Origin of the sequence: Kineosporia babensis (assembly GCF_021129305.1) — a bacterium.
Taxonomy (GTDB): domain Bacteria; phylum Actinomycetota; class Actinomycetes; order Actinomycetales; family Kineosporiaceae; genus Kineosporia; species Kineosporia babensis.
In genome coordinates, this window is record NZ_JAJOMB010000023.1 from 102,726 (window position 1) to 129,464 (window position 26,739).

General features: G+C 70.3%; 20 protein-coding genes and 1 pseudogene. 5 read left to right on the top strand and 16 right to left on the bottom strand.

All coding sequences use genetic code 11. The annotated features are described in order from the left end of the window. Positions 1-131: 131 nt before the first annotated feature. Both galT and LR394_RS32510 read right to left on the bottom strand, forming a co-directional pair. On the bottom strand, positions 132-1,133 hold the full coding sequence (gene galT / locus LR394_RS32505) for a galactose-1-phosphate uridylyltransferase (protein ID WP_231448446.1): 1,002 nt from the start codon (positions 1,131-1,133) through the stop codon (positions 132-134). Between the two features lie 193 nt (positions 1,134-1,326). Further along, positions 1,327-2,112, bottom strand: a pseudogene (locus LR394_RS32510) (DeoR/GlpR family DNA-binding transcription regulator); the annotation flags it as partial. 154 nt (positions 2,113-2,266) lie between these two features. On the opposite strand from LR394_RS32510, the gene galK reads away from it, so the two are divergent. Next, the gene (galK, locus tag LR394_RS32515; protein ID WP_231448448.1) at positions 2,267-3,430 is read left to right on the top strand and encodes a galactokinase; all 1,164 of its coding nucleotides are present in this window, start codon (positions 2,267-2,269) and stop codon (positions 3,428-3,430) included. 96 nt (positions 3,431-3,526) lie between these two features. Beyond that, a complete protein-coding gene (locus LR394_RS32520) occupies positions 3,527-5,857 on the top strand; it encodes an AbfB domain-containing protein (RefSeq protein WP_231448449.1) in 2,331 nt (776 codons plus the stop codon). 76 nt (positions 5,858-5,933) lie between these two features. On the opposite strand, the gene LR394_RS32525 is transcribed toward LR394_RS32520, so the two are convergent. Then, complete coding sequence (locus tag LR394_RS32525; RefSeq protein WP_231448450.1) at positions 5,934-6,080, bottom strand: hypothetical protein; 147 nt, start codon at positions 6,078-6,080, stop codon at positions 5,934-5,936. A gap of 323 nt (positions 6,081-6,403) precedes the next feature. Here LR394_RS32525 and LR394_RS32530 point away from each other — a divergent pair, with 323 nt between their 5' ends. After that, complete coding sequence (locus LR394_RS32530; protein WP_231448451.1) at positions 6,404-6,982, top strand: cupin domain-containing protein; 579 nt, start codon at positions 6,404-6,406, stop codon at positions 6,980-6,982. Here the strand turns inward: LR394_RS32530 and LR394_RS32535 are convergent. From LR394_RS32535 to LR394_RS32560, 6 genes are all read right to left on the bottom strand, one after another. After that, complete coding sequence (locus LR394_RS32535) at positions 6,952-8,127, bottom strand: ROK family transcriptional regulator (protein ID WP_231448452.1); 1,176 nt, start codon at positions 8,125-8,127, stop codon at positions 6,952-6,954. The genes LR394_RS32530 and LR394_RS32535 overlap by 31 nt on opposite strands. A 76-nt stretch (positions 8,128-8,203) precedes the next feature. Next, positions 8,204-10,654 carry a beta-glucosidase family protein gene (locus LR394_RS32540; RefSeq protein WP_231448453.1) on the bottom strand — a complete coding sequence of 817 codons (2,451 nt, stop codon included), beginning with the start codon at positions 10,652-10,654 and terminating at the stop codon, positions 8,204-8,206. After that, entirely contained in the window at positions 10,651-11,463 is an 813-nt protein-coding gene (locus tag LR394_RS32545) for a carbohydrate ABC transporter permease (protein WP_231448454.1), read from the bottom strand. The genes LR394_RS32540 and LR394_RS32545 overlap by 4 nt, the downstream gene beginning before the upstream one ends. Next, positions 11,463-12,407 (bottom strand): carbohydrate ABC transporter permease, encoded by a 945-nt coding sequence (locus tag LR394_RS32550; RefSeq protein ID WP_231448455.1) that lies wholly within the window; start codon positions 12,405-12,407, stop codon positions 11,463-11,465. Before LR394_RS32550 ends, LR394_RS32545 begins: the two co-directional genes overlap by 1 nt. Continuing rightward, positions 12,404-13,693, bottom strand: a complete 1,290-nt coding sequence (locus LR394_RS32555) for an extracellular solute-binding protein (protein WP_231448456.1) — start codon at positions 13,691-13,693, stop codon at positions 12,404-12,406. The genes LR394_RS32550 and LR394_RS32555 overlap by 4 nt, the downstream gene beginning before the upstream one ends. Before the next feature lie 232 nt (positions 13,694-13,925). Continuing rightward, positions 13,926-15,635, bottom strand: coding sequence for a hypothetical protein (locus LR394_RS32560; RefSeq protein ID WP_231448457.1), 1,710 nt, complete (start codon positions 15,633-15,635; stop codon positions 13,926-13,928). Between the two features lie 120 nt (positions 15,636-15,755). Between LR394_RS32560 and LR394_RS32565 the strand changes: the two genes are divergently transcribed. Then, positions 15,756-16,970, top strand: a complete 1,215-nt coding sequence (locus tag LR394_RS32565) for a hypothetical protein (RefSeq protein ID WP_231448458.1) — start codon at positions 15,756-15,758, stop codon at positions 16,968-16,970. 169 nt (positions 16,971-17,139) lie between these two features. On the opposite strand, the gene LR394_RS32570 is transcribed toward LR394_RS32565, so the two are convergent. The 6 genes from LR394_RS32570 to LR394_RS32595 form a co-directional block, all read right to left on the bottom strand. Beyond that, positions 17,140-17,799, bottom strand: coding sequence for a GNAT family N-acetyltransferase (locus LR394_RS32570; protein WP_231448459.1), 660 nt, complete (start codon positions 17,797-17,799; stop codon positions 17,140-17,142). Next, complete coding sequence (locus LR394_RS32575) at positions 17,796-18,281, bottom strand: MogA/MoaB family molybdenum cofactor biosynthesis protein (RefSeq protein WP_231448460.1); 486 nt, start codon at positions 18,279-18,281, stop codon at positions 17,796-17,798. The genes LR394_RS32570 and LR394_RS32575 overlap by 4 nt, the downstream gene beginning before the upstream one ends. After that, the gene (gene moaC / locus LR394_RS32580; RefSeq protein ID WP_407937174.1) at positions 18,274-18,702 is read right to left on the bottom strand and encodes a cyclic pyranopterin monophosphate synthase MoaC; all 429 of its coding nucleotides are present in this window, start codon (positions 18,700-18,702) and stop codon (positions 18,274-18,276) included. Before moaC ends, LR394_RS32575 begins: the two co-directional genes overlap by 8 nt. A 67-nt stretch (positions 18,703-18,769) precedes the next feature. Then, positions 18,770-19,981: a molybdotransferase-like divisome protein Glp gene (glp, locus tag LR394_RS32585; protein WP_231448461.1), complete on the bottom strand. Its 1,212-nt coding sequence runs from the start codon at positions 19,979-19,981 to the stop codon at positions 18,770-18,772. After that, positions 19,978-20,931, bottom strand: coding sequence for a UTP--glucose-1-phosphate uridylyltransferase GalU (gene galU / locus LR394_RS32590; RefSeq protein ID WP_231448462.1), 954 nt, complete (start codon positions 20,929-20,931; stop codon positions 19,978-19,980). The genes glp and galU overlap by 4 nt, the downstream gene beginning before the upstream one ends. Before the next feature lie 9 nt (positions 20,932-20,940). Further along, the gene (locus LR394_RS32595; RefSeq protein ID WP_231448463.1) at positions 20,941-23,055 is read right to left on the bottom strand and encodes a GGDEF domain-containing protein; all 2,115 of its coding nucleotides are present in this window, start codon (positions 23,053-23,055) and stop codon (positions 20,941-20,943) included. 152 nt (positions 23,056-23,207) lie between these two features. Between LR394_RS32595 and LR394_RS32600 the strand changes: the two genes are divergently transcribed. Then, positions 23,208-23,822 (top strand): 5-formyltetrahydrofolate cyclo-ligase, encoded by a 615-nt coding sequence (locus LR394_RS32600; protein ID WP_231448464.1) that lies wholly within the window; start codon positions 23,208-23,210, stop codon positions 23,820-23,822. Here the strand turns inward: LR394_RS32600 and LR394_RS32605 are convergent. Further along, positions 23,819-26,572 carry a penicillin acylase family protein gene (locus LR394_RS32605; protein WP_231448465.1) on the bottom strand — a complete coding sequence of 918 codons (2,754 nt, stop codon included), beginning with the start codon at positions 26,570-26,572 and terminating at the stop codon, positions 23,819-23,821. The two genes, LR394_RS32600 and LR394_RS32605, sit on opposite strands and share 4 nt — an antisense overlap. Between the last annotated feature and the right edge of the window lie 167 nt (positions 26,573-26,739).

Sequence of the window (26,739 nt, forward strand, 5' to 3'; positions counted from 1 at the left end):
GGCCAAGGTTCTGCACTCATGAGAACGGGGTATCAAGTCTTCACCCCGACGGGTCGGCCCCCACTCACCGAACGTAACCGCCAAAACAGGTGTGCCCCGGTCCACCGGACCGGGGCACACCAGGAACACGATCAGCTCTGCGGGATCTTCTCCCGCAGGGTGGCCGCGGCCACCTCGGGCGCGATGTCGGTGGAGTAGGCCCCACCCATCTGCTCGGTGCCGGCGATGTACTTCAGCTTGGTCGCGCTGCGGTTGGGCGGCGAGATCAGCAGGTGCAGGTGCGAGATGTCGTCCCAGCTGCCGTCCCAGCCGGCCACCGACGCCTCACCGTTCAGCGGCGAGGAGAAGATGCCGAGGACGTAGGGCAGCGGGAAGCCGAACAGGTCGTCCAGGCCGACGAACACCCGGTGCAGCAGCCCGGCCAGGTCGTCCCGGGCCTCGTCGGCCACCGCGACCAGCGACGGGGTGTGCGCCTTGGGGGCGATCCGCACCTCGTAGGGGTAACGGGCCCAGAACGGCACGTGCGCGACGAAGTGCTCGCTCTCGGCGACGATCCGGCGGCCGTCCGCCAGTTCGGCGGCGACCACGTCGCAGTTCACGCAGCGGCCGGTACGGGTGCGGTACTCGGCGGCCGTCCTCAGCTCGCGCAGCGGGCGGGCCGGGATGTCGTCGTACGCGTAGATCTGGCCGTGCGGGTGGTGCAGGGTGACGCCGATCGCCTCACCGCGGTTCTCGAACGGCAGCACGTAGGCGTGGCCTTCGGAGCCGAGCACCTGGTACCGGTCGGCCCAGGCGTTGACCAGCAGGCTGATCCGCTCGGGACCGAGCTTGGCCAGGGTGGCGTTGTGGTCGGAGGAGTACGAGATCACCTCGCAGCGGCCACTGGCGGGCTCGGCCCGGAAGAGCTCGTCGCTGTCCACGTCCGGAGCCGGCGGGGTGGGGCTGAGCGCCGGGAACCGGTTGTCGAACACCGCGATCTGGACGTCGGTGCGCCGGATCTCGCCGTCCCACTCGTTGTTCGGGTCCGGGCACAGCGGGCAGGCGTCCGCCGGGGGCAGGAAGGTGCGGTTCTGCCGGTGCGTGGCGAAGGTGATCCACTCGCCGGTGGTCGGGTCGAAACGCCGTTCGCTCACTGCTGCTTCGCCTCGTCCTGGTCGGAAGTCTCCGGGGTGGAGACGGATTCGGGCGCACTGTAGTAGTACGTGATCCGCCTTCCGTCGTCCATGGTCGTCACATCGCGGATCATTGCCACGAGAACCTCGCTCTGAGCTGTCAAGACTTGGTCATAATCTGGCACGTTCGATCGGAAACTGACAACAACGGTCAGCCGTCCGGCTCCCCAACATCCGGGCCGGCCACGTGCACCTGCACCCCGTTCGCCCGGAACTGCGCCACCGCCTCGGCCGGGCACTGCTCGCTGGTGACCAGGTGGTCGATCGACTCCACCGGCAGTGTCTGGGCCATCGTCTCCAGGCCGATCTTGGTGTGGTCGGCCAGCACCACGATCTCCTCGGCGGCCGCCGCCAGGGCCCGGTCCACCCCGGCCACCACCAGGTTGGGGGTGGACAGCCCGCGCTCGGCGGTCAGGCCGTTGCCGGACATGAAGGTGCGCCGCACCCGCATGCCGCTGAGCGCCTGCTCGGCCACCGAGCCGACCAGGGCGAAGATCGACCCGCGCAGCGTGCCGCCGGTCATCACCACCTCGATCGTGCGCGAACGGGCCAGCTCCTGCGCGACCAGCACCGAGTTGGTGACCACGGTGAGCTCGCGAAAGCCCACCAGATGGCGGGCGAAGGCCTGGGTGGTGGTGCCCGCGCCGACGCAGATCGCGTCCCCCTCCTCGACCAGGCCGGCCGCCAGCGCCCCGATCGCGTTCTTCTCCCGGGAGGCCACCCCGGACTTCTCCGAGTAGCTGGGCTCGTGGCTCAGGCCGCCGGTGGACACGGCCCCGCCGTGCCGGCGGTCGAGCAGGCCCTGGGACTCCAGCAGGCGCAGGTCGCGGCGCACGGTGACCTCGGAGCTGCCGGACACCCGGGCCAGCTCGCGCAGCGAGACCGCCCCGTTGGCCCGGACCAGCTCGAGGATCCTCTGGCGACGCTCGTCGGCGAACACCTGGCCAGCATAGTCCGAACCGATCAGAACCGGTCAGAAGAGGCGTCTACCCGATCACAAGCGACCCGAAAGGAGCAGTCATAATCTGGTGCGGCCCGCCCCGATGGGCCACCATGAAGCACCACTCCCAGCGCAGCAGAACCGAAGGCGAGCCGTGAACAGCCAGTCCAACGCAGAACCGGTCGAGTCCGTGAAGACGGCCTTCGAGGAGCTCTACGGGGCCGCACCGGCCGGGGTCTGGTCCTCGCCGGGCCGGGTGAACCTGATCGGTGAGCACACCGACTACAACAACGGCTTCGTGATGCCGCTGGCGATCCCCGACCGGGTCACCGTGGCCGCCGCCAAGAACGACACCCGGGTCCTGCGGATCGCCTCGGCGCAGCAGGCCGAAGGCGCCGAGATCGAGCTGGACAAGCTGGAGCCGGGCTCGGTCGAGGGCTGGGGCGCCTACGTCGCCGGTATCGCCTGGGCGCTGCAGCAGCGGGGGATCGCCGTTCCCGGTGCCGACCTGTTCATGGACGGCCGGGTGCCGCTGGGCGCCGGGCTCTCCTCGAGCGCCGCGCTGGAGTGCGCCGTCGCGGTCGCCCTGATCGACCTGGCCGAGCCGGCCGACGCGCCGCAGGGCCTGGCTGTGGCCCAGCTGGCCCAGTTCGCCGAGAACGAGTACGTCGGCGCCAAGACCGGCCTGATGGACCAGGCCGCCTCGATCCTGTGCACCGAGGGTCACGCGCTGCTGTTCGACGTGCTCAACCTGAGCACCGAGCAGGTCCCCTTCGACCTGGACGGCGCCGGGCTGGCCCTGGTGGTCATCGACACCCGGGTCACCCACAGCCACGCCGGCGGCGAGTACGGCGAGCGCCGCGCCTCCTGCGAGGCGGCCGCGGCCGCGCTCGGGGTGGACTCGCTGCGCCTGGCCACCCCGGCGGACCTGGACCGCCTGGAAGACGCGCTGCTGCTCAAGCGGGCCCGGCACATCGTCACCGAGAACGACCGGGTGGTCGCGGCCGGCCAGGCGATGAGCAAGAACGACTGGAGCGAGTTCGGCCGGCTGATGACCGCCTCGCACGCCTCGATGCGGGACGACTTCGAGATCACCTGCCTGGAGATCGACGTGGCGGTGGAGGTGTCGCTGGAGCACGGCGCGCTGGGCGCCCGGATGACCGGTGGCGGCTTCGGCGGTTCGTCGATCGCCCTGGTCAGCCAGGACAAGGTCGAGGCGCTGGGGGCGGCGGTGCTGGCCACCTTCGCCGAGCGCGGCTTCAAGGAGCCGGTGATCCGGACGATGCTCCCCTCCCGGGGTGCCTCGCGGGACCTCTAGGGCACAGATAATCCGACAAAAGGCACCTATCCGACTGGCTAGGTGCCTTTTGTCGATTTTGCTGGTGAGCTGACGCTCCCACCGAAGGGAGCTTCCATGCGTCGGCCTGCCCTGTTCCAGGCACTTCGGAAACAGCGGACGTTTGTCCTCGCCGCGGTCGCGGCGGTCACCACCGGCCTTCTGGTCGGCTCCAGCGCTCAGGCCGCCACCCAGGCGGACTGGGAGCCGAAGCCGGCCCCGATGACCACGCCCTGGACCGACCAGGTCTCCGACACCCCGTTGCCGGAGTACCCGCGTCCCCAGTTGGCTCGTTCGCAGTGGCAGAACCTGAACGGCATCTGGGATTTTCAGGTCACGCCCAGCACCCAGACCGCTCCCCCGCAGACGTACGCGGAGAAGATCCGGGTGCCGTTCGTGGCCGAATCCGCCCTCTCCGGCATCATGCGCACGGTCGACGGCGATGACAAGCTCTGGTACCGGCGTACTTTCACCGTTCCGGCGGGCTGGAAAGACCAGGTCCGGCTGAATTTCGACGCGGTCGACTACCGCACCGACGTCTGGGTGAACGGGCAGAAGGCCGGTGCCACCCACGACGGTGGTTACGACGCCTTCTCGCACGACATCACCGGCCTGCTCAAGGCGGGCGAGAACACCGTCGTGGTGGGAGTCTGGGATCCGGGCCAGGCCGGGACGCAGGCGGTCGGCAAGCAGGAACCGCAGCCGGTCGAGCCGCAGACCGGGGGCGGGATCTTCTACACCTCGGCGTCCGGCATCTGGCAGACGGTCTGGCTGGAGCCGGTGGCCGAGAACCACGTCACCAAGCTCGATCTGGTGCCGGATCTGAAGTCGTCCACGCTCAAGGTCAGGGCAACCAGCACCAAACCGGGGACGTCGGTGGTCACCGTCTCCAGTCAGGGCAAGAAGGTGGTCAGCGCGAGTGCCGCGGCCGGGCAGCAGTTGTCGCTGAAGATCCCGAAACCCCGCCTGTGGACGCCCGACGACCCGTTCCTGTACGACGTCAAGGTCGAGTTGCGCCAGGGTCAGCGGACGGTGGACACGATCAGTTCGTACGCCGGGATGCGCTCGATCGCCGTGCAGCAGGTGGACGGCAAGCAGCGGATCGTGCTGAACGGCAAGTTCCTTTTCCAGTCCGGCACTCTGGACCAGGGCTACTGGCCGGACGGGATCTACACCGCGCCGACCGACGAGGCCCTGCGGTACGACCTGCAGCTGCTGAAGGACACCGGCTTCAACATGGTGCGCAAGCACATCAAGGTGGAGCCGCAGCGCTGGTTCTACCACGCCGACCGGCTGGGCCTGCTGGTCTGGCAGGACATGCCCTCGATGCGGCCGGACTACCAGCCCGGTGCGGCGGCCAAGGCGCAGTGGGAGAAGGAGTTCCGGGCACTGGTCGACCAGCACCGCAGCTCGCCGTCGGTGGTGATGTGGGTGGCCCAGAACGAGGGCTGGGGCCAGTACGAGCAGGCCCGGGTGGCCGACCTGGTCAAGGCCTACGACCCGACCCGGCTGGTGAACAACATGAGCGGGATCAACTGCTGCGGGGCGGTGGACGGCGGTAACGGCGACGTCATCGACTTCCACAACTACACCGGCCCGGGAGTGGCCCGGCCTTCGGACACCCGCGCCGCGGTGGTGGGCGAGTTCGGTGGCCTGGGGCTGAAAGTTCCCGGCCACGAGTGGTTCCCGAACGGTGGATTCAGCTACGAGGACCAGGGCACGGCGGCGAAGCTGAACCGGCGGCTGGTCGGGCTGTGGACGCAGATGACCACCTCGGGGGTGGCGGCCGGGCTTTCGGCGTCGGTCTACACCGAGACCACCGACGTGGAGAACGAGGTGAACGGCCTGGCCACCTACGACCGGCAGGTGGTCAAGGTGGACGTGCCCCGGCTGAAGCAGGCCAACGAGCGGCTGATCGCGGCGCCGACCTCGAACCCGACGCCGGAGGTGGCGCTGGGCCGGCACTCGGTCCGGGCCACCACCGAGGGATTCGACGACCGGTACATCCGGCACCGGCAGGCGCTGGGCTACACCGAGGTGGTCACCGAGGCCAGCGAGGCGCTGCTGAAGAACGACGCCACCTGGAACATCGTGCCGGGTCTGGCCGACGCGTCGTGCTACTCGTTCGAGGCGGTCAACTACCCGGGGACGTATCTGCGGCACCAGGCCTACCGGGTCAAGCAGAACCCGGACGACGGCACCGCGCTGTTCGATGCGGACGCCACCTGGTGTGCGGAGGAGGGCGACGGCGGGATCAAGCTGACCGCCTGGAACTTCCCCGGCCAGTACCTACGGCACTACGACGCCGAGCTCTGGCTGGCCACCCCGGGCGGCAACAACGCCTGGGACAACGACACCTCGTACGACGCCGACACCACCTGGGCCGTGGAGGCGCCCTGGGCTCCCTGATGTAAGGACGGCGGGGGTGGAGTTTGCGCTCCGCCCCCGCCGATCGGGTGCTGCTCGCCCCCGCCCACCACACCAGTCAGCGACCACGGACCAGCACCACCGAGCCGGCGCTGACCAGAAGCAGGCCCACCGCGCTCCAGGCCACGTCGACCCCTCCGCCCGGGCCCGCCGCGCGCCAGAAGGCTGCTGCCACGACCGCGGCGACCACTGCGCCGAAGACCACCCGTAAGCAGAACCGGGCTCGATTCGCCCGACCATCCGACGAATTTCGGCTTAACTCCGACTGCACAGCGTGTCCCCCGATCGCAGTGCGTAGCTCAACGTGACGAAACCTATACCCAAAGCGCAAACTTGGCCACGACCCGTGGCGGAAAGCGCGGCAATCGGGACGGATGTGGCACGATCCGAGTCGTTCCAGCCACATCTTCCGGTTTTCACTTGTTGAGACGATTGGGAACGACACGCATGGCGGACACGGGGGCACCCGCAACGGTCAGATCCATCTCGCCGGACACCGGCCCGCAACTGTCGGGTCCGGAGGTTCCGGTGAGCCGGCCGGCGAACAATTTCGAGGCCGAACGCACGATCCGGATGATGGGGGCCCGGGTCCGGCTGCTGCGCAAACAGCAGAACCTCACGCTGAAGTCACTGGCCGACCGCACCGGGGTCAGCGTCTCGATGCTCAGCATGGTCGAGCGCGGCCTGGCCAGCGCCTCGGTGGGCACCCTGGTCTCGGTATCGGCGGCGCTCGGCGTGCACATGTCCGACCTGTTCGGCACCAGCGAGGACGCCGACCGCTCCCCCGTCACCCGGCTGGACGAGCAGATCACCGCCACCACCGGGGCCGGCGGCGTGCAGCGGATCGCCTACCGCGACCCGCGGGCCGGGGTGGAGATGGCGGTGCACCAGTACGTGCCGGGCGGAGCCAGCGGGGTGTCGGCCGAGCACTCCGAGGGCCGTGAGGTGGGCGTGCTGATCGCCGGCGAGCTCACCGTGGAACTGGACGGCGACGTGCACGTGCTGCAGCCCGGGGACTCGATCGCCTACCTCTCCTCGCGGCCGCACCGGATCGTCAACCGCAGCGAGGAACCGGCTCAGGCGCTCTGGCTCTCGCTCGAGGCCTGAGAAGCAGGCTGCAGCGGGGTGTACTCGGACCAGTCGAAGGCCCCGAGCGCGGCGCGCACGGCCCCCCGGCTGACCACCGAGTCGCCCAGCGCCGAGCGCCGGATCTCGGTGAACGGCGGGCCGAGATCCTTCAGCACGGCGCTCAGCCGCGGGGCCAGCAGATCACCCAGCGCGGTGTTCAGCGCCCCGCCGAGCACCACGTAGCGCGGGGCCAGGACCCAGGCCAGCGTGCTCACGCCGTGCCCGAGAATGCCCACCAGCCGCTCCACCTCGGCCAGCGCCCCGGGTTCACCGGCCCGGGCCGAGGCCAGGATCTGCTGGGCGGCGCGGGCCTGCTCGGGGGGCTGCAGCGAGCCCAGGCCGATCAGCGGTGAGGTGGTCAGCTCGTCGAAGCCCAGGGTCTTGGCCCAGAAGATCTCGCCCGCGGCGCCGTCCACCCCGCGGTACGGCTCGCCGTTGACCACGATGCTCATACCGTTGTAGCGGCCCTCGAGCATCAGCCACAGCACGTGGTCGGCGCCCGGGGTGGCCCCGCCGTCCCAGAGCTCCGCCCGCACCGCCAGTTTCGCGTTGTTCTCGACCAGTACCGGGCAGCTGAAGTCGCGGGCGATCTCCTCGCGCAGGCTGAAGCCGACCCAGCCGCGCATCGAGAGGCCGACGTCGACCGCTCCGGCGTCGTTCACGTTGCCGGGGGTGGCCACGCAGACCGCGCCGAGGTCCTCGGGCCGCAACCCGGCCTGTTCCAGCGCCCCGGCGACGGCCTGCCGGGTCCGGGCCAGGCGATCGTCCCGTTCGGCCTCGCTCAGGCCGTCGGCCACCTGCCGGATGATCTCGGTGCCGCGCAGGTCGGCCACGGTGGCGGTGCTGCGGTCGTGGGCGATGTCCACGGCCAGCACCGCCCCGGCCCCGGCCCGGAACTCGAACTGGCGGGCCGGCCGGCCGCGGCCGTTCTCACCGAGCTCGGGCGGGCGGGTCTGGATCCAGCCGTCGCGTTCCAGATCGATCAGGATCAACTCGACGGTGCGCCGGGACAGCCCGGTCGCCTTCGCCACCGCCGCCAGGGTCAGGGCCGGAGCCTGGTAGAGCACGGCACGTACCGTCTCGGCGTTGGCGCGCCGCATCGCGCGCGGGTCGACCGCAACCACGAGACCTGCCCTTCTCCCGACACCAGCCACCAATTGTGGACGCTGTGGGCACCTGAGGTGCCCACAGCGTCCTTTGTCAGAACTCGGTCAGAGCGATACTGCCGCTGACCCCCGCCGCCGAGAGCGAGGTGCTGGCCACCAGCCGGAAGGCCCCCGGCTCGAACTGCCAGCCGCCGTCGTAGTGAGCCAGCGACCGGGTGGGCACCGCGATCTCGACGACCGCGGACGTCCCCGGTTCCAGCTCGATCGCCCGGAACCCGACCAGCCAGGTGACCGGCCGCTCCACCGACGACCCGGGCCGGGCGGCGTACAGCTGCACCACCTGCTTGCCGGCCCGCGCGCCGGTGTTCGCCACCCGGACCGACACGGTGAAGGTGCCGTCCTCGGCCGCCTGGACCTCGCGGGGAGCCTCCAGCGAGTCCAGTTGCCAGGTGGTGTAGCCCAGGCCGTGACCGAACGGGTAGGCGGGCTGCACGCCCTGCCGCAGCCAGTTGCGGTACCCGACGTGGATGCCCTCGGTGTACTCGACCGCGCCGTCGACCGGCTCGATCCGGAAGATCGGCACGTCCTGCTCGTTGGCCGGCCAGGTGGTGGGCAGCCGCCCGCCCGGCTCGGCCGCCCCGGTGATCAGGTCACCGATCGCGTTGCCGAGTTCCTGACCGCCGAACCACACCTGCAGCACCGCGCCGACCTGCTCGGCCCAGGGCAGCAGCACCGGGGCTCCGGTGTTCACCACGGCCACCGTGCGCGGGTTGGCCGCCGCCAGCGCAGCCACCAGATCGTCCTGACGCCCGGGCAACGCCAGCGTGTCCCGCTCCGCCCCCTCGGCCTCCAGTTCCTTGTTGCTGCCGACCACCACGACCACCAGATCGGCGCCCCGGGCCGCGGCCACCGCGGACTCGATCAGCGCATCGTCGTCGATCTCGGGCGGGAGCAGACCGAAGGTGATGCCGAGCGCGTTCTGGAGCCCGGCGTCCTTACGCGGTGGGGTGTGCACCAACCGCAGGGCCACCGCCTGGCCCTCGGTGACCGCCAGATTCACCGCGTGGGCCGGGGGTGCCAGCAGCGCGGCGCCCAGATCGGTCCCGACCGGCTTGATCACCGTGTCCAGTACCAGGTTTCTGTCGGCGTACAGCTCCACCCGGCCGACCGTCGCGATGCCGAAGCGGACCTCGCCCGAGGTGTCCGGCGTCCACGAGGTGAGCAGTTCCAGGGTGGTGGTGCGCTCGATCGGGGCGTCGCCGCCGAACCAGACCAGCTTGCTGGCCCGGCGCTCTTCCAGGTGGATCTCGTTGCCGTCGTTGAGGAAGGCCACGTGCACGCCGGGCTCCGAGGCGACCGGGTTGCGCAGCTGACTCACCGGCAGTGGATTAAGGCCGTTCTCGACCAGAACGCCCGGCAGGTATTCGATCTCGGCGCCGGGGAAGGCCGCCTGCACACCCTCGAGCGGCGTGACCACGCGCTTCGGCTCGACGCTGGCGCTGCCGCCGCCCTGAGTGCGCGGGAAGCGAGCGCTGTGGCCGACCACCACGATCTTCTTCGTCGCCGTGGGCTCGACCGGAAGCAGGTCCTGGTTCTCGAGCAGCACCGCACCGGCACTGGCCGCCGCCCGGGCGAAGGCTTCAGCATCCAGACCGGCCGAAGCCTTGGGAGTTTCGGCCGGGACTGATTCCAGCGCTCCGCAGCGGGCGGCCAGGTGCAGCAGCCGCAGGACCTTGCGGTCGATCGCCGCCAGCGGGATGTCGCCGGCCTCGACCGCCTTGACCAGCGCCTCTCCCCAGGGCCCGTCCGGCCCGGGCATGGCCAGATCCTGCGAGTAGCGCGCCGATTCGACGCTGCGCACCCCGGTCCAGTCGCCGATCAGCACCCCGTCGAAGCCCCACTCGTCGTTCAGCGGGCTCTCCAGCAGGTCGTTCTCGCTGGCGGTGGCGCCGTTGATCTGGTTGTACGAGCTCATCACCAGCCAGGCCCGCGATTCCCGCACCGCCTTCTCGAAGGCCAGCAGGTACACCTCACGCAGCGCGCGCTCGTCCACCCGGACGTCCACGGTGTAGCGGTCGGTCTCGAAGTCGTTGCACAGGTAGTGCTTCGGCGTGGCGCCGATGCCCAGCTCCTGAATGCCGTCGACGTAGGCGGCCGCCAGTTCCGCGGTCAGGAAGGGGTCTTCGCTGAACGCCTCGAAATGCCTTCCGCCCAAGGGGGTGCGGTGCATGTTGATGGTCGGGCCGAGCACCACGTCCACCCCCTTGCGCTGCGCCTCGTCGGCCAGCACCTGGCCGTAGCGACGCGCGACATCTACGTCCCAGGACGCCGAGAGTGCGGTGGCCGAGGGCAGGTTCACCGAGGGGTCGCGCTCGTCCCAGGCCTGACCGCGCACCCCGGAAGGACCGTCGGAGAAGACGATCGACTTCAGCCCGATCTTCTCGATCGGCCGGGTCGACCAGAAGTCCTGCCCGGTCAGCAGGCTGACCTTCTCCTCGAGAGTGAGCTCGGCGAGCAGGTTGTGGTACATGGTCGTGCCTTTCACTTGAGGCCCGTCGTGGCGACGCCCTGGATGAAGTAGCGCTGCAGGAAGAGGAACAGGCCGAGGATCGGCAGCACGATCAGCGTGGCGCCGGCCAGCAGCAGGCCGTAGTTGACGCTGTTGGCGCTGGCCGAGATCAGCGCGATCCCGACCGGCAGGGTGTACATGTCCTCGGTCTGCGCGGCCACCAGCGGCCAGAGGAACTCGTTCCAGGAGCTCAGGAACTGCAGGATCGCCAGTGTGGCCAGGGCCGGCCCGCACAGCGGCAGGATCACCGTGAACAGGATCCGGAACTCGCCGGCGCCGTCCAGGCGGGCCGCCTCGATCAGCTCGTCGGGGATCTGCGAGATGAACTGCCGCATGATGAACACACCCAGCGGGGTGGCCAGGAACGGCAGGATCAGCGCGCCGTAGGTGTTGATCAGGCCCATCTTGGTGACCAGCACGAACAGCGGGATGAAGGTGACCACGGTGGGAACCATCAGCATCGTCATCACGGTGCCGAACAGCAGCTTGCGGCCGGGGAACTCGAGCTTGGTCAGCGCGTAGGCCAGCATCGAGCAGAACACCAGGTTGCCCGCCACCACCGCGACGGCGACCAGCCCGCTGTTGAGGAAGTAGCCGGTGAAGTCGGTGCGGGTGAACAGGTCCCGGAAGTTCTCCAGGGTGGCGTTGTGCGGCAGGATGCTCGCCCCGCCGGCCAGGATCTCCTGCCGGGGCTTGAACGCACCGCTGGCCATCCAGACGAACGGGAAGATCGTTGCCAGCAGCGCCGCGCTGAGCGGAACGTACAGGTACCAGCGAGCTCTCATCACTTCTCCCTCAGCAGCCGGAACTGCACCAGCGTGACCAGCCCGATCGCGATCGCCAGGACGTAACTGGCGGCCGAGGCGTAGCCGTAGTTGCCGAAGCCGAACTGGTCGTAGGTGAAGTAGGTGATCGACTTGGTACTGTCCAGCGGGCCGCCGCCGGTCATCACGAACGCCTCTTCGAAGAACTGGAAGTAGTAGACGCTGATCATCACGCAGCCCAGCAGGATGGCCGGGCGCAGCAGCGGCAGGGTCAGCAGCCGGAAGCGCTGCCAGGCGTTCGCGCCGTCCACCCGGGCCGCCTCGAACACGTCCTGGGGCAGGCCCTGCAGGCCGGCCAGGAAGATGATCATCAGTGTGCCCATGTTGCGCCACATCGCCATCACGATCAGCGAGGGCATCGCGGTGCTGGTGTCGTGCAGCCAGTCCGGGCCGCTGATCCCGATCGTGCCCAGCGCGTGGTTGAGCAGGCCGTCCGGCTCCAGGATGTACTTCCAGACGATCCCGATCGCGATGATGCTGGTGACCACCGGGGTGTAGAAGCCGACCCGGAAAACCGTGCGGAACCGGTTGATCCCGTTGTTCAGGGCCAGCGCGATCAGCAGGGCCACCGCCACGGTCAGCGGCATCCCGACCCCGGCGAAGTACAGCGTGTTGCGGATCGCGATCAGGAACTTCTCGTCGCCGAAGAGGTCGAGGAAGTTGCCCGGGCCGACGAACGCCACCGCCAGCGGGTTGCGCAGGTCGCGGGCGCGCATGTCGGTCATGCTGATCAGCAGCGAGGCGATCAGCGGGCCGACCATGAAGGCCAGGAAGAGCAGCGAGAACGGCAGGGCCAGGACCCAGGCCGCGATCGCCTGCTTGCGGCGCCAGGCCGGCTTGCGGTTGGGGCTGCCCCCGGCGGCCGGGTTCACGGCCGCCGGGGCGTGCTTGGTGGTGACGGTCATTCCAGGCCGATTCCGCTCAGTTCGCTCTGCATCTGCTCGGCGGCGTCCTGCGGGGTGACCGCGCCGCGCGCCACCTTCTCGCCGTAACCGGCGATCACCTGGGCAACTTCGTTCCAGGTGGCCACCGCAGGCGGAGTGCCGGTGTCGGCGAGCTGGTCACTGAAGACGGCCGTGGTCGGGTCCTCGTTCAGCCCGGCCGGTTCCCAGGCCGCGGTCACGGCGGGCAGGTCTCCGGTGAGCTTGGAGAACTCGGCGGCCTGCTCCGGCTCGGAGATGAACTCGATGAACTTCCAGGCGCCTTCGGCGTTCTTGGCGTCCTTGAACACCGCCAGCTGGCCACCGTCGAGCCAGGCGGCGCCACTGGCCGGGCCGGCCGGGAGGGTGGCCACGCCGATCTTGTCCTCGTACTCGTCGCCGAGGATCTCCTTGAGCGCGGGCACCAGCCACGGACCCTGGATCACCGAGCCGATGTCGCCGTCGGCCAGGCGCTGCTCCACCGAACCCCAAGGCTCGTAGGTGCCGGTGTCCTTGGCCACGCCGTCCTCGATGAACGAGCGGTACTGGGTCAGGCCGGCCACCACCTCGGGGGTGTCCAGGGTGAATTCGCTCTGCGCCTGGTCGGTCAGGGTGCCGCCGGCCGCCCAGAGGAACGGGATCAGCACCTGCTCGGTGAAGCCCAGCTCACCGGTGGGCAGCAGCATGCCCTCCTTCGCCCCCGCATCCTGGAGGGCCTTCGCGAAGCCGTTCCACTCGTCCCAGGTTTTCGGTGCCTCTACGCCCGCCTTCTCGGCCAGGTCCTTGCGGTAGAAGAGCGGCCGGGTGTCCACGTACAGCGGAACCGCGTAGTTCGTGCCGTTGACCTCGGTGGACCGGAATGCGTTGGTGTCGAAGTCGGCCGCGTCGACCAGGCCCTCGGGGACCGGGGCGAAGCCGTCGGTGGCCACGTAGGAGGCCAGGGCGGAGGGGTTGATCAGGGTGGCGTCGGGGGTCTGGCCGGAGGCGATCGCGGTGGAGATCTTGGTCGGGGCATCGTCCCAGGGCACCGCCGTGATGGTGACCTTGGCGTCCGGGTTCTCGGCCTGGAACGCCTGGGCGATCTCCGGCATCGACTCACCCTCCAGGCCCATCGCCCAGATCGTGATGTCGCCGGTGGCCGGGCCCTCGCCGATCGCGGCGGACTGGCCCTCGGGCTCGGCGTCGGTGTTGTCGGCGCGACCGCAGCCGGTCAGGGCGATCGAGGCGGCCGTGGCGACGGCCAGAGCACCGAACCACTTCTTCGGGGTCATCTGTGTTTCCTTCTGCGCTGAGGGAACCGGAGTGCTGCCCATGACTATGAGCGGTCGCCAGCTATTTATGCAATGAGGTTGCATAAAGTTGGGCCGGAAAATTTTGGACGTCCTTGAAGCCTGGTTCTGTCAGCTTCCGTGCGCTTGTGTCCGGCTTGGAGGCAAACCAGAGATCGGGAAGACAAAGCCACGCCATGGCGTGGCTTTGTCTTCCCGATCAGCCGCGAGGGCCTTATTCGTTGACTGCGCGGGGGGCGTCCTGGTCCAGCTGAAGGATCCGCTCGATCTCGGCAGCCCGGCGCGGCATGGAGCCTCGCGAGACCTGCCGGTCCGGTGCTGCTTCGGTCTTTTCCGCCGGCTTCTCCAGCGGTGGGGGCGCCGGTCGATGCACGGCCGGCTTCAGCTGGTAAGTGGGCGGCGGCACCGGAATCGGGTCCCACGTATCGCCACTCACCGCCGCGGCCCGGCGCTTGACCCACTCCGGCGGCGGGGCGGCCGCCAGCGCCTCGGCGCGGGCCCGCGTGCGGGCGGCGGCCTGGCGGCGCTTTTCGGCGTGCTCCCGGGCCATTTCGGCTGCGTAGAGGTGCGCGGCCATCATGGTCAGGGTCTCCCGGCTGCGCACCGCTGCGGTGCGCGAGGCCACGGCATGGGCGGACAGCAGCAGCGTGGCCGCGATCGGAATGAACACCGGGACCGAGCCGATCACCGAAAACACCCACGCCGCACTGGTTGCCGCGAGCAGGACGATCATGCTGCGGGCGCGGCGGCTGGCGGCCAGGCGGGCATTGAGCCGAGCTGCATCCAGATCCGCGTGCGTGGTGGTGTATTCGGGGATCGGCGCTTCGTCCGGGTCTTCCTCACCGGTGGTTTCAGGGCTGGCCGGTTCGGGGGCGTTGCGGTTGCCCGGCCGCCCGATCAGCTCCTGGAACGACTCCTGCGCGGCCTCGGAACTTGCCGAGATCGGCGCCGACGTGGTCACCGGGATGGTCACCCGGGCTGCGGCGGGGCGCTCGACCACGTACGCGGGTTCTTCGTCGCCGTGCGCGTTTTGGGATTCTCCGGGGCTGTTTTTGGAACCGGGGACGTAGTCCGCGGGTGAACGAGTTGGGCCGGCCTTTCGGGTGGCCTGGTTTCGGTCAGCGCGGTTGGCCTGGCTGGCCTTGCCCTCGGGGCGGGTGGCCGGTGCAGCGGCCTCCGCGGCAGCGGGCTGCCGAGAGTCCGGGGATGACGTGGACCGGGCTGGGGTGTGCGGGGTTTCGGCCTGGTTGTCGAAGACCTCGCTGGAATGCCGGGCCGGGCCCTGGTCCGACGCAGTCTGGTCCGCAGTCGCTCGGCTCTTGGCAGCTTGGTCCGAATCGGCTGGCCTCTTAGCGACTCGGTCCGAAGCGACTCGGTCAGCAGCGGTCCGACCCTTGGCGGCCTGATCCGCAGCGGTCCGACCCTTGGCGGCCTGATCCGCGGCGGTCCGACCCTTGGCGGCTTGGTCCGCGGCGGCCTGGCTCTTGGTGACCTGGCTCGAAGCGGTCCGGTTCGGGGAGGCCGGGTTCGGGGAAGCCGGGTTCGGCGAGGCTGACTCGGCGGCAGCCGGTTGCGCTGGGGTGGCCAGGCCGAAGCCTGCCAGGAGACCAGCTTCCAGCTCCGCCATCTCCTCGGCCCGGCTCTTCTCGGCGGCCGCGCTCTGGTCGGGGGCCGTGGTGGCACCGGTGTTGGCTGCAGAGGTGGTGGGATCGGCGGCCTCGGCCCGGGTGGACTTGGCGGCCTTCCCGGGATTGGCGGGGTTGGCGCGGATCGGCTCGGACTGCGGAGGCTGCACGGTCGGCATGACTTCGGCCTGCACACGGGGAACCGCGGGCCGGTCAGCAGAAGACGCCTCGATCGCCCGAGGGGCACCAGGAGCGCTGAGACCGAACCCGGCCAGCAGGCCTGCCTCGAGTTCGGCCATCGCAGCGTCGGCCGAAGCAGCACCAGAGGCAGCAGCATCCTGGCCCTGAGCTCCCCGGCCACTGCCAGCCGCTTCACCTACCCGCGTCTGGCCGCCGCGAACAACCTCGCCAGAGCCGGTTTGGCCCGAACCGCGAGAAACTCGCCCCTCGACGCGAGCGCCCTCACCGGTCTGAGCTACTTCTCCACGGCGGACAACTTCACCACCAATCGTCTTGCCGCGCGCGACCTCACTGCCTCGAGCCGCCTGACCGTCGCCAACCAACTCGCCGCGGACAACCCGGCCACCACCAGGCTCGCCACCCCGCGCGGTCCGGCCATCGGCAACGACCTCGCCGCGCAGGACCCGACCCTCACGAACGACTTCACCGTCATCAACCGACTGGCTACCGCGAGCGGCCTGGCCACCACCGACGGACGGGCCACCCCGATCTGCCTTACCGCCACCAACAGCCCGGCCACCTCGAACCGCCTCGCCACCATCGACGGGCTGGCCACCTCGGCCAGCCGGGCCACCGCCAGCAGACCGGTTGCCTCGCGGAGCCTGGCCGCCGTCGGCAGCCGGAGCACCAGGAACTGCGGTGCTGTCGCCAGCAGACCGGTTACCGCGAGCAGCCTGGCCACCACCAACAGACTGGCTGCCGCCGTCAGCAGCCGGAGTAGCCGGAACTGCAGCGCTGTCGCCAGCAGACCGGCTACCGCGAGCGGCCTGGCCATCACCAGCGACCGGAGCACCCGGAACTGTGTTGTGGCCGCGAACGTCCTGGCCGGCGTCAGTCGTCCCGGTGCCCTGAGCCGCCTGAGCGTCGCTGCGGCCTTTCCCACCGGTAACCCGGCCACCAGCGGCGGCGACTTCGCCGGCGGAGGCAACCTGAACGTCCTTGGTTGTCGAGGAGTCTCTCGAAGGCTTGGTGACCCGGGCGCCCGAGCGGTGGAAACCGTCCTCTGCTTCTCGGTCGAAGGCCGGGCGATCAAAAAGAGCCTGGTCGAAGACCGAACCAGGCCCACCGATCCACCCCGGGCGTTCCGCTTCCCCCGCCGGGGCCGACTCCGACGCGGGAGGACCCTCAGGGGACTGCGGCTTGGAACGGGCGGCGGCTTCGTTCGCCAGGAGTTCGCCGGGCTGCGCGCTCTGCGGAAGGCTCAGGGAGGAGCCGGCGAGGCGTTCGGCCAGCAACCTGTCGGCGGGGATGTAGAGGAGTTCACCGTCGGTGTCGACGATTACCCGGGGGGAAGTGAGCAGGGGGTCGCCCGAACGTCCGTTGCGGGGCGTGCGCTGTCGGCGCTTCAAGACCCGCAGACCCCCGGAAAACCGGTCCCCGGCGCGCGATTGTGACAGTTCGTCACGACGCCTTACCCATTGCGGCACCAGATAGGCAGCCCACACCACAACGATGGCGAGGAGGATCAGGCTGCTGGGCTGCACGCACAAACGGTACGGTGCCCCACCCAAATGATCACGTAACGACAGAGGTGTGTCGTCACCCTCAGGTAGAGGTTAAGGGTTAGGTCTGTTCTGACCAGCGAGTATGTTGCTCGTGTTCCTGGGCGGCCAGAACGCGTTGCGAGCGGCGCCACCGAGTGAGCATCCCGCCCGGTACGTCGTCCGGAGTGACCGCGAAACTGGCGTGATCGCGCCACGCACCGTCGATGTGCAGGTAGCGCCGGCGGATGCCTTCCGGGCGGAAGCCGAGCTTCTCGACAACGCGCAGGCTGGCGGTGTTCTCCGGACGGATGTTCACTTCCAGGCGGTGCATGCCCAGGCCGAAGAAGCAGTGGTCCACCATCATCGCGACGGCGGTGGGGGTGATGCCCTGCCCGGCCACGTTCCGGTCCACCCAGTAACCGATCTGCCCGGAGCGCAGCGAACCCCAGACGATGCCGCTCACGCTGACCTGGCCGACCAGCCGGTCGTGCACCTGCACGGCGAGCGGGATCATCCGCCCGGCGCGGGCCTCGCGATCGAAGCTGCGGACCATCGCGCCGAAGGTCAGCGGGCGGCCGCCGCCTTCGGGGTGGGTGGCCTCCCAGGGAGCCAGCCATTCCGCGTTCGCCGAGCGGACCGCGTTCCAGGACCGGGCGTCCCGGCGGCGCAGCGGCCGCAGGGTGATCAGGCCGTCCGACAGTTCGATCGGCCAGCCGACGCCGGCGCCGAGTTCGCTCATCGGTGATCGCCGCCGTGGATCTGGTCGACGGCGTGCACCAGGACTCCTTCGAGCACGGCCAGTCCGTCGCGGCAGCCGCCGCGGGAACCGGGAAGATTGACGATCAGGGTGCGACCGGCCACTCCGGCCAGCCCGCGGGAGAGTATCGCGGTCGGCACCCCTTGTGCTGCGCCACGATTGCGGATCGCCTCCGCGAGCCCGGGCACCTCCAGATCCAGCAGAGGACGGGTGTGCTCGGGAGTGCGGTCGGTGGGGGTGAGGCCGGTGCCCCCAGTAGTGAGGACGACGTGGTACCCATCGGTGACGGCTGCCTTCAGGGCCTGGCCGACCGGTTCGCCGTCGGGCACCACCTTCGGCCCGTCGACCGAGAAACCCAGCCGGTTCAGGCCTTCGACCAGGAGGGGGCCGCTGGTGTCAGGGTAGACGCCGGCCGCGGCCCGGTTGGACGCGGTGACCACCAGGGCGCGGCGTGACTCAGTCACGACGCCAGTCCCCGGAACGTCCACCACTCTTGGCCACCACCCGGATCCGGCCGATCTCGGCCAGCTTGTCAACCGCTTTAATCATATCGACCAGGGCCAGAGCGGCGACCGCGACGCAGGTCAGGGCCTCCATCTCGATGCCGGTGCGGTCGGCGGTGCGGACCGTGGCGGTGATCTCCACGCCCTCGTCGAGCACCTCGAGGTCGACCTGAACCCCGTGCACCGCGATCGGGTGGGCCAGCGGGATCAGGTCGGGGGTGCGCTTGGCCGCCTGGATGCCGGCGATCCGGGCCACGGCAAGGGCGTCGCCCTTGGGCACGCCCGCCCCGCGCAGCAGTTCGATCACGGCCGGGGAGCAGGTGACGACACCCTTGGCGGTGGCCTCGCGGGCGGTGACCGGCTTGGCCGAGACGTCGACCATCCGGGCCGCGCCGGTGTCGTCGACGTGGGTGAGCCGGGGAATCTGGTGTTGCGAAGTCACCGGCACATCATGAGCCAGATTCCAGCACGATGTAGACCAGTTCGTCGCCCGGGCTCACCTCGGTGACCTCTTCCGGCACGATGACCAGGCAGTTCGCCCCGGCCAGGTCGGCCACCAGATGCGAGCCCTGCCCGCCGACCGGGCGCACGGTGGGCCCGGCCGCGGTGACGGTGAGCAGGCAGCGGGTGAACTGACGGCGACCGGCCGGGGATCGCCAGCCCTCCACCACGGTGGCCTTGCGGTGCGGCGGTTCGGCATCGGGCCGGCCGGCCAGACGGCGCAGCGCGGGCACGATGAAGACCTGGAACGACAGCAGCGAGCTGACCGGGTTGCCGGGCAGGGTGAACAGCGGCGTGCGCTTCGGCCCGATCGTGCCGAAGCCCTGCGGCTTGCCCGGCTGCATGGCCACCGGGACGAACTCCACCGTGCCGAGTTCCCGCAGCACGGCCTTGACCGTGTCGTACGCGCCGGCGCTGACCCCACCGGTGGTGATGATCAGATCGGCCTCGGCAGCGGCCTTTTCCAGCGCCGGGCCGACCTGCTCCGGGGTGTCGGCCATGATGCCGCCGTGCCGGGCCACCGCTCCGGCCTCGAGGGCGGCGGCGACCAGGCCGTAGCCGTTGGAGTCGTGGATCTGCCCGGCCTGCAGCGCCTTTCCCGGCGGGACGAGTTCGCTGCCGGAGGGCAGGACCAGGACCCGCGGCCGGGGGTGAACGCTGAGCCGTTCGGCGCCGACCGAGGCGGCCAGTGAGATGTGCCGGGCGGTCAGCGGGGTGCCGGCGGTGAGCACGGTCTGCCCCTCGCGCACGTCCTCGCCGGCCCGGCGGATGAACTGCCCAGGTTGCGACGAGCGGTCGATCCGGACGGTCTCGGTGCCCCCGTCGGTGGCCTCGACCTGAACCACGGCGTCGGCCCCGGCCGGTACCGGGGCGCCGGTCATGATCCGCATGGTGGTGCCGGGCGCGAGCTCCAGGGCGTCTCCCCGGCCGGCCGGGATGTCGCCCAGCACCGGCAGGGTGACCGGGGTCCGGGCCACCTCGGCGGCCCGGACCGCGTAGCCGTCCATCGAGGAGTTGTCGAAGCGCGGCATGTCGATGGCCGAGACCACGTCCTGGGCCAGAACGCAGCCGACCGCCTCCAGCAGTGGAAGTTCCACCACCGGAAGCGGCGACAGGACGCTCAGGCAGGCCGCGAGATGCTCGTCGACCGAGCGCATCATTCGGCGGGCAGTTCGGCGACGAACTCGCGCAGGAAGGAGCGCAGGTCCGGGCCCAGGTCCTCGCGCTCGGTGGCGAGGCGGACCACGGCCTTGAGGTAGTCGAGCCGGTCGCCGGTGTCGTAGCGGCGGCCCTTGAAGATCACGCCGTACACGCCGCCGCCGGCCTGGTCCGGGCTCTGCGCCAGGTCCTGCAGCGCGTCGGTCAGCTGGATCTCGTTGCCTCGGCCGGGCTTGGTCTCCTTCAGCACCTCGAAGACCCGCGGGTGCAGCACGTACCGGCCGATCACGGCCAGGTTGGACGGGGCGTCCTTGGGGTCGGGCTTCTCGACCATCCCGGTGACCCGCACGACGTCGTCCACACCGGTGGTCTCGACCGCCGCGCAGCCGTACAGGTGCACCTGCGAGGGGTCGACCTCCATCAGCGCCACCACGCTGCCCTTGGTCCGGCGCTGCACGCCGATCATCCGGGTGAGCAGCTCGTCGCGCTCGTCGATCAGGTCGTCGCCGAGCAGCACGGCGAACGGGTCGTCGCCGACGTGGTGGTCGGCGCAGAGCACGGCGTGGCCCAGACCGCGCGGGTCGCCCTGGCGGGTGTAGTGGATGTCGGCCAGGTAGGCGGACTCGCGGATCTGCTCCAGCCGGTCCTTGTCGCCCTTGGCCTCGAGCGCGGCCTCGAGCTCCCAGGCCCGGTCGAAGTGGTCCTCCAGGGACCGCTTGCCGCGGCCGGTGATCATCAGGACGTCGGACAGCCCGGCCCGGACCGCCTCCTCCACCACGTACTGGATGGCCGGCCGGTCGACGACCGGCAGCATCTCCTTGGGAGTGGCCTTGGTGGCGGGCAGGAAGCGGGTACCCAGGCCGGCGGCGGGAATCACGGCCTTGACCACGGCGGGCCCGGGGGCGCCGTCGCCCAGAGGCGCGAGGTCAGCGGAGATGCTCGGTTCCGTCATGGTCAAAACCTACCCAGGCAACGAGGGAATCGGCGCGTTGTGACTCGGTTCGGCGACTCTCCAACGGTTACGACCATCACGTTTAGCCGCGTACAGAGCGGAGTCGGCCGCCTGCAGCACGTCATCCGCGCTCCGTCCGTCCCGGGGGTAGGCAGCCACCCCGATGGACACAGTGACCGGCTGGCTCACATCCGCCTCTTCGAACGGTCGTGACCGGGCCGCATCGAGAACCCGCTCCGCCACCCGGCACCCACCGTCCACGTCGGTGTCGCGCAGCAGCACCACGAACTCCTCGCCCCCGTACCGGGCCACCGTGTCGGCCTCGCGCACGCAGGCCAGCAGCCGGTCGGCGAAGTCGCGCAGCACCACGTCGCCGAAGCCGTGCCCCCAGGTGTCGTTGACCTGCTTGAAATGGTCGATGTCCAGCATCAATACGGTCAGCACGCCCTCTCCCCGGCTGGCCGCGGCGATCTCCCGGGAGAGCGCACTGACCAGCTGGGCGCGGTTGCCCAGGCCGGTCAGGGTGTCGGTCATCGACAGCCGGCGGACCTCCAGATAGCGCCGGATGTTGGTGATCGCCGAGCCGGTCTGGGCGGCCAGCGCGCGCAGCCGGGTCAGGTTCAGCGCGTCGAACGCGGGGCCGCCCTCACCCCGGGCCACCACCAGCACCCCGATCAGCCGACGGCGCCCGGCGACCCGCTCGGCGGAGCTCTCCACCGGCAGCGAATCCACCCCCACGCCGATCGCCGCGACCGGGCCCGCGCCGGGCAGGTCGATCAGCGTGGGCTCGAAAACCTGTGGCTTGGCCATGAGTTCGGCGAAGTGTCGCTCAGCAAAGGCTGGTAAGACCGCCCGGGCCCGCTCCCCCCGGGTGTCCGGCCGGCCGGCTTCGGCGTGCACGCTGAGCCGGTCGCCGGGCCGGGCCTCGGCCTGGTCCGAACCCCGGCGACCGGCTTCGGCACTACGCCGGCCGTTCGGCACGACCGGGGGCGAGGGATCCACCTCGTCGGCCACCAGCAGGATCGCCGCCGCGGCCGCGTTCGTGCCGGACAGGGTCGCGCCGGTCACGGTGGCGAGCAGCTCGTTCAGGTCGTGGGTGTGGGCCAGCACTTCGCCGAAGCGGTCCAGGCTGTCGGCCAGGGCCAGGCGCCCGGCCTCCAGTTCGTCGCCGACCGCGTCGAGCTCGTCGCTGACCGGCCGGGTGAGCCGGACCAGCACGAACCACAGCGGCCCGAGCGCGACCAGGGCCAGCGCCAGCAACCCCCAGCCCAGCAGCCGCAGCCCGCTACCCCCGACCTGGTTGGTGGCCAGAACCCGGTACGGCACGCCGGGACCGGCCTCGGTCAGGCGGTACCCGAGCCCTTCGTAGGTGCCCTCGGCGGCGCCGCTGGTGGGCAGGCGGCGCAGGAGCCGGGCCAGGTCCGGCCCGTCGACGGTGGAGGCCAGCACCACCGGCTGCCCCGCCGCGGCCAGCACACTCAGCTCGCTCGAGGTGCCGAGCCGGGCGCCGAGGGTGGACAGCGAGGCCTGGTTCAGCGGCAGCCACATCACCACGCTGGCCACGTCCACCTTGGCGGTAGTACCGGCCGGGTTGATCAGGACCGGCGAGATCTCGGCCAGCCCGGCGTCGTCGACCACGGTGGCGGCCCGGCCGGCGGCGCACGAAGGGCCGGTGTCCAAACCCTGCGCGCCGATGCTCTCGGCAATTTCCCGGGCGGGCAACGGCCCAGCTCCGGCCAGCAGTCGGGCCTGGGCGTCGAACACGGCGACCGCACTGCCGGGCCGGCGGGCCACGGCGCGGTCGGCGAACGTCTGGGCGGCCTCGCGGGTGACCGTGCCGGCGTTGCGCGTGGCAAAGGCGGCGACTTCGCCGGCGGCGACGCGAGTGCTGGCCCGTAGCGCATCGCAGCTGCCGGAGAGGGTCACGGCAGCTGCGTCCGCGTCGCGGGCGGCGGCGCCGGTGGCCGCCGACCGAGCGTGGGCGGGGGCCAGCAGGCCCAGCAGAACGGCGCCGGCCAGCAACGGGACCACGGCGACCACGGCCAGGGCGACGGCCAGACGTTTGCGTAACCGGCCCATCCGGGCCTGGGTCGAATTCTCCGTCGGCTCCGTCGGCCTGGTCATGTGGTCCCATCTTGGTCATGCCCTGGTACTGCGCCGGACTACGCCAGTTGCTCAAGGGCCGGTCGAGACGGTGGTGCAAGGTGGTGCCAGTCGGACCCTGAAGACAACCGCCCGTAAACGGGTACACACCGAGAGTAGCGCGAGGAGCGATCGTGACCCCGGACGTCGGCAAGAAGGCGATGCGTCAGCGCGTGCGAGCGGCCCGGGCCCGGCGGCCCGAGGCCGACAAGCACCAAGTTGAGACGTCCGTGGCCCGGGCCGCACTGGAGTTGGCACAGGTGCGGGGGGCGTCCTGTGTGGCGGTCTACGCCTCGCTACCGGACGAGCCCGGCACCGGTGAACTGCGCGCTGGGCTGCGTGCAATGGGAGTGCGTGTACTGCTGCCGGTGGTTCTGGAGTCGGCGAGCCGACCCACTCTGGACTGGGCGCTGGACGCCGGAGGACTGGCGCCCACGGGCTGGGGGCACCTCCCGGCCCCCTCGGGGCTGGGGGACCTCAAGTTGTTGGAACCGACCGGGGAACGGCTGGGACCGGACGCCGCTACCCAGGCCGACGTCCTACTGATCCCGGCGATGGCCGTGGACCGAACCGGCCTACGTCTCGGGCGCGGACGGGGGTACTACGACGCAACGCTGACCCGGTTGAGCCCGAAGGCCCTGGTCATCGCGATCGTGCACGACGACGAACTGGTGGACGAGGTACCCGCCGAACCCCACGACCAGCGTGTGGCCGGCGTGCTCACCCCGTCCCGGACTCTGTTCTTCTAGCTACCCGGTTTGAACGTCTGCTCTTCCTCGGAGGCGGCGCGCACCGCGTCGGCGGTGAACGGCCAGGCGAAGTCCTCGCCCTTGAGCCAGGCGCTGATCTGGTCGTCGTAGTGCTTGTCCCACGGGTGCCCGGAGATCCCGGACTGGTTCACCCAGCGGGAGTTGTCCAGGTCGGACATGTCCACGATCATCCGCATCGAGGGCGCCGCGGTCACCGAGAAGTCACCGGCCGAGGCGTCCCAGGAGAACGCGTTGACGATCGAGGAACCGCCGGGGGCCTCGTACGGGCCGCGGTTGACCAGCTTCTTGATGATCTGCGGGACCCCGTCGGCACCGAGCGGGGACTGCTCCAGGGTGACCCGGTGCAGCTTGCCCCAGCGCCACTTGGACGGGTCCTTGCCCAGCCGCTGGGTGAGATCCAGCCGGGCCGTGGTCATCGCCCGGCGCAGCACCTCGTCGCGGGACTCGACCACGTCGTCGGTGCGGCCGTCGTCCCACCACTCGTCCTTCGGGTCCTCCATCAGGGTCCGCACGATCTGGAACCAGCGGTCGCCGCCGTCCGGCCGGAAGCCCTCGGGCAGCTCGTCGGAGAAGGTCAGGTCAAGCAGCGTGGCCCAGACGGTGTTGAAGTACGCCGCGGCGGCCGAGTCGGTGGGCTGGCGGTAGTCCCAGCCCTCGAGCAGCTCGACCCCGCTCTGGGTGAACTCGTCGGTGGTCGGGGCCAGCTCCAGCAGCTCCGGCACCAGCAGCTCGGCGATCGGGTTGTACGTGTCGGTCTGGACCTCACGCATGTCGTCGACGGTGATCGGGCGCTCGGCCCGGGCCTGCTCGATCAGCTCCTGGATCCGCTGCGAGCGGTAGCCGTAGTCCCAGTCGGTGGTCAGCTGGGCGGTGCCGTCCGGGCCGGTCACCGCCTGGTTCGCGGCGACGATGTAGCCGCTGCTGGGGTTCTCCACCCAGGGCAGGTCCTTCTTCTTGACCCAGCCGTCCCAGTCGTAGCGCGAGTCCCAGCCGATCTGCGGCCAGGTGCCGTCGGCCGGAACCTTGGCCTGCGGGTCGCCCTGACCGCGCAGCGGCACCCGGCCGGGGGCCTGGTAGCCGATGTTGCCGTCGACGTCGGCGTAGATCACGCTCTGGGCCGGGGCGTCCAGGCGCTGCACGGCCTTGCGGAACGAGCTGAAATCCTGGGCCACGTTGAGCTCGAGGATCGCGTCCATCGCGGTGCCCGGGGTGAGTGCGGTCCAGTTCAGCGCCACCGCGTAGGTACTGCCGCGCAGCACCTTCTCGCCCGGGACGGGAGACGTCTGGCCGGCCTTGGCCACGTCGGTGAGGACGTCGGAGACCAGCGGCCCGTGCTTGGTCTTACGGACGGTGATGGTCACCGGGTCGGAGCCGGCCACCTTGATCGTCTCGGTGCGGGTCTCGAGCTGCTCGCTGCGGCCGTCGACCAGGTACGAGGATTCGTTGACGTTCTCCAGGAAGAAGTCGCTGACGTCGGGGGCCAGGTTGGTCAGACCCCAGCTGATCCGCGAGTTGTGGCCGATCACCACGCCGGGCAGGCCGGCGAAGGTGTAGCCGGAGACGTCGAACGGGCATTCCTCGGAGGGGTTGTTGCAGTGCAGCCCGACCTGGGTCCAGATGCTCGGCTGGGACACCCCCAGGTGCGGGTCGTTGGCCAGCAGCGGCAGTCCGGTCTCGGTCAGGTCGCCGGCCACCACCCAGGAGTTCGAGCCGTTGCCCTCGTCGGAACCGCCCAGGACGCTGGGCAGGCTGTCGAGCGCATTGGTGGCGGCGCTGAGCGCCTGCTGCGCGGCCGGGGTGGCCAGCGGGGTGCTGCTGTCGGCGCGCTTGCCGGTGTGCTTCGGGATCAGCGAGGCGGAGGTCTCCTCGACCGCTGCTTCGCCGGTCGGGGTGCCGGTGCCGTTCGGGGTGGCCGAGTCCGAGGGGTTCGGCGTGCTCTGCGAGCCGTTCGCCGGAGCGTCCCCGGTTGCGCCGTTGTTGCCGTCGGCGTCGGCGTCGGCGTCGGCGGCGCCGTTGTTGTTCGCGTTGGCGCGGTTGTTGGCGCCGGATCCGGGCTGGTTACCGGCGTTCGCCGGGCCGTCGATGATCGGCGTGTGCTCGTTGTAGGGGTAGTCCGGGAAGAGCTGCTCGACCCGCTCGACGTTGCGCACGGTGTTGATCGCCTGGCCGCGCTGCAGTTCCTCGTCGTAGTTGCTGCGCAGGTCCCAGGCCATCGCCTTGATCCAGGCGACCGAGTCGACCGGGGTCCAGGGCTCGATGTCGGCCAGGCTGTTGCTGCGTTCCAGGATCGAGTAGCTGACGCTCAGCTCGGCCTTGGACCGGTCCTTGATGTACTCGTTCACCCCGGCCGCGTAGGCCTCGAGGTAGGCCTTGGTGGAGTCGGTGGCCTTCTCGTACTCCTGCTCGGCCACCTGCCGCCAGCCCAGCGTGCGGACCAGCTTGTCGGCGGTCAGCGCATCCTCGTTCTCGCCGACCAGCTCGCTCAGGCGCCCGGCGGTGATGTGCCGGCGCAGGTCCATCTCGAAGAATCTGTCCTGCGCGCTGACGTAGCCCTGGACCCGGAAAAGGTCCGCGGCGTTGTCGGCGAAGATCTGCGGCACACCGCGTTCGTCCCGGATCACGGTGGCGCTCCCGGTCAGGCCGGGCATCGACACCTCACCGCCGCGATCGGGCAGCGGCCGGCGAACCACCGTCACCAGCAGCACGGCGACGACTACGACGGCGATCACGGCAACGACAGCGGAGCCGACGGCCGTTAAACGGAGGGCACGGCGACGGGTCACGGCAGGAACAATAGCCACTGTTCGGGGATTGACTGCACTTGCGGTCCGTGGAACGACGGTCGGTGACCGATAGGATCGGCCCAGGCTGATGACGGCCTGGGAAGTGTCTGTGC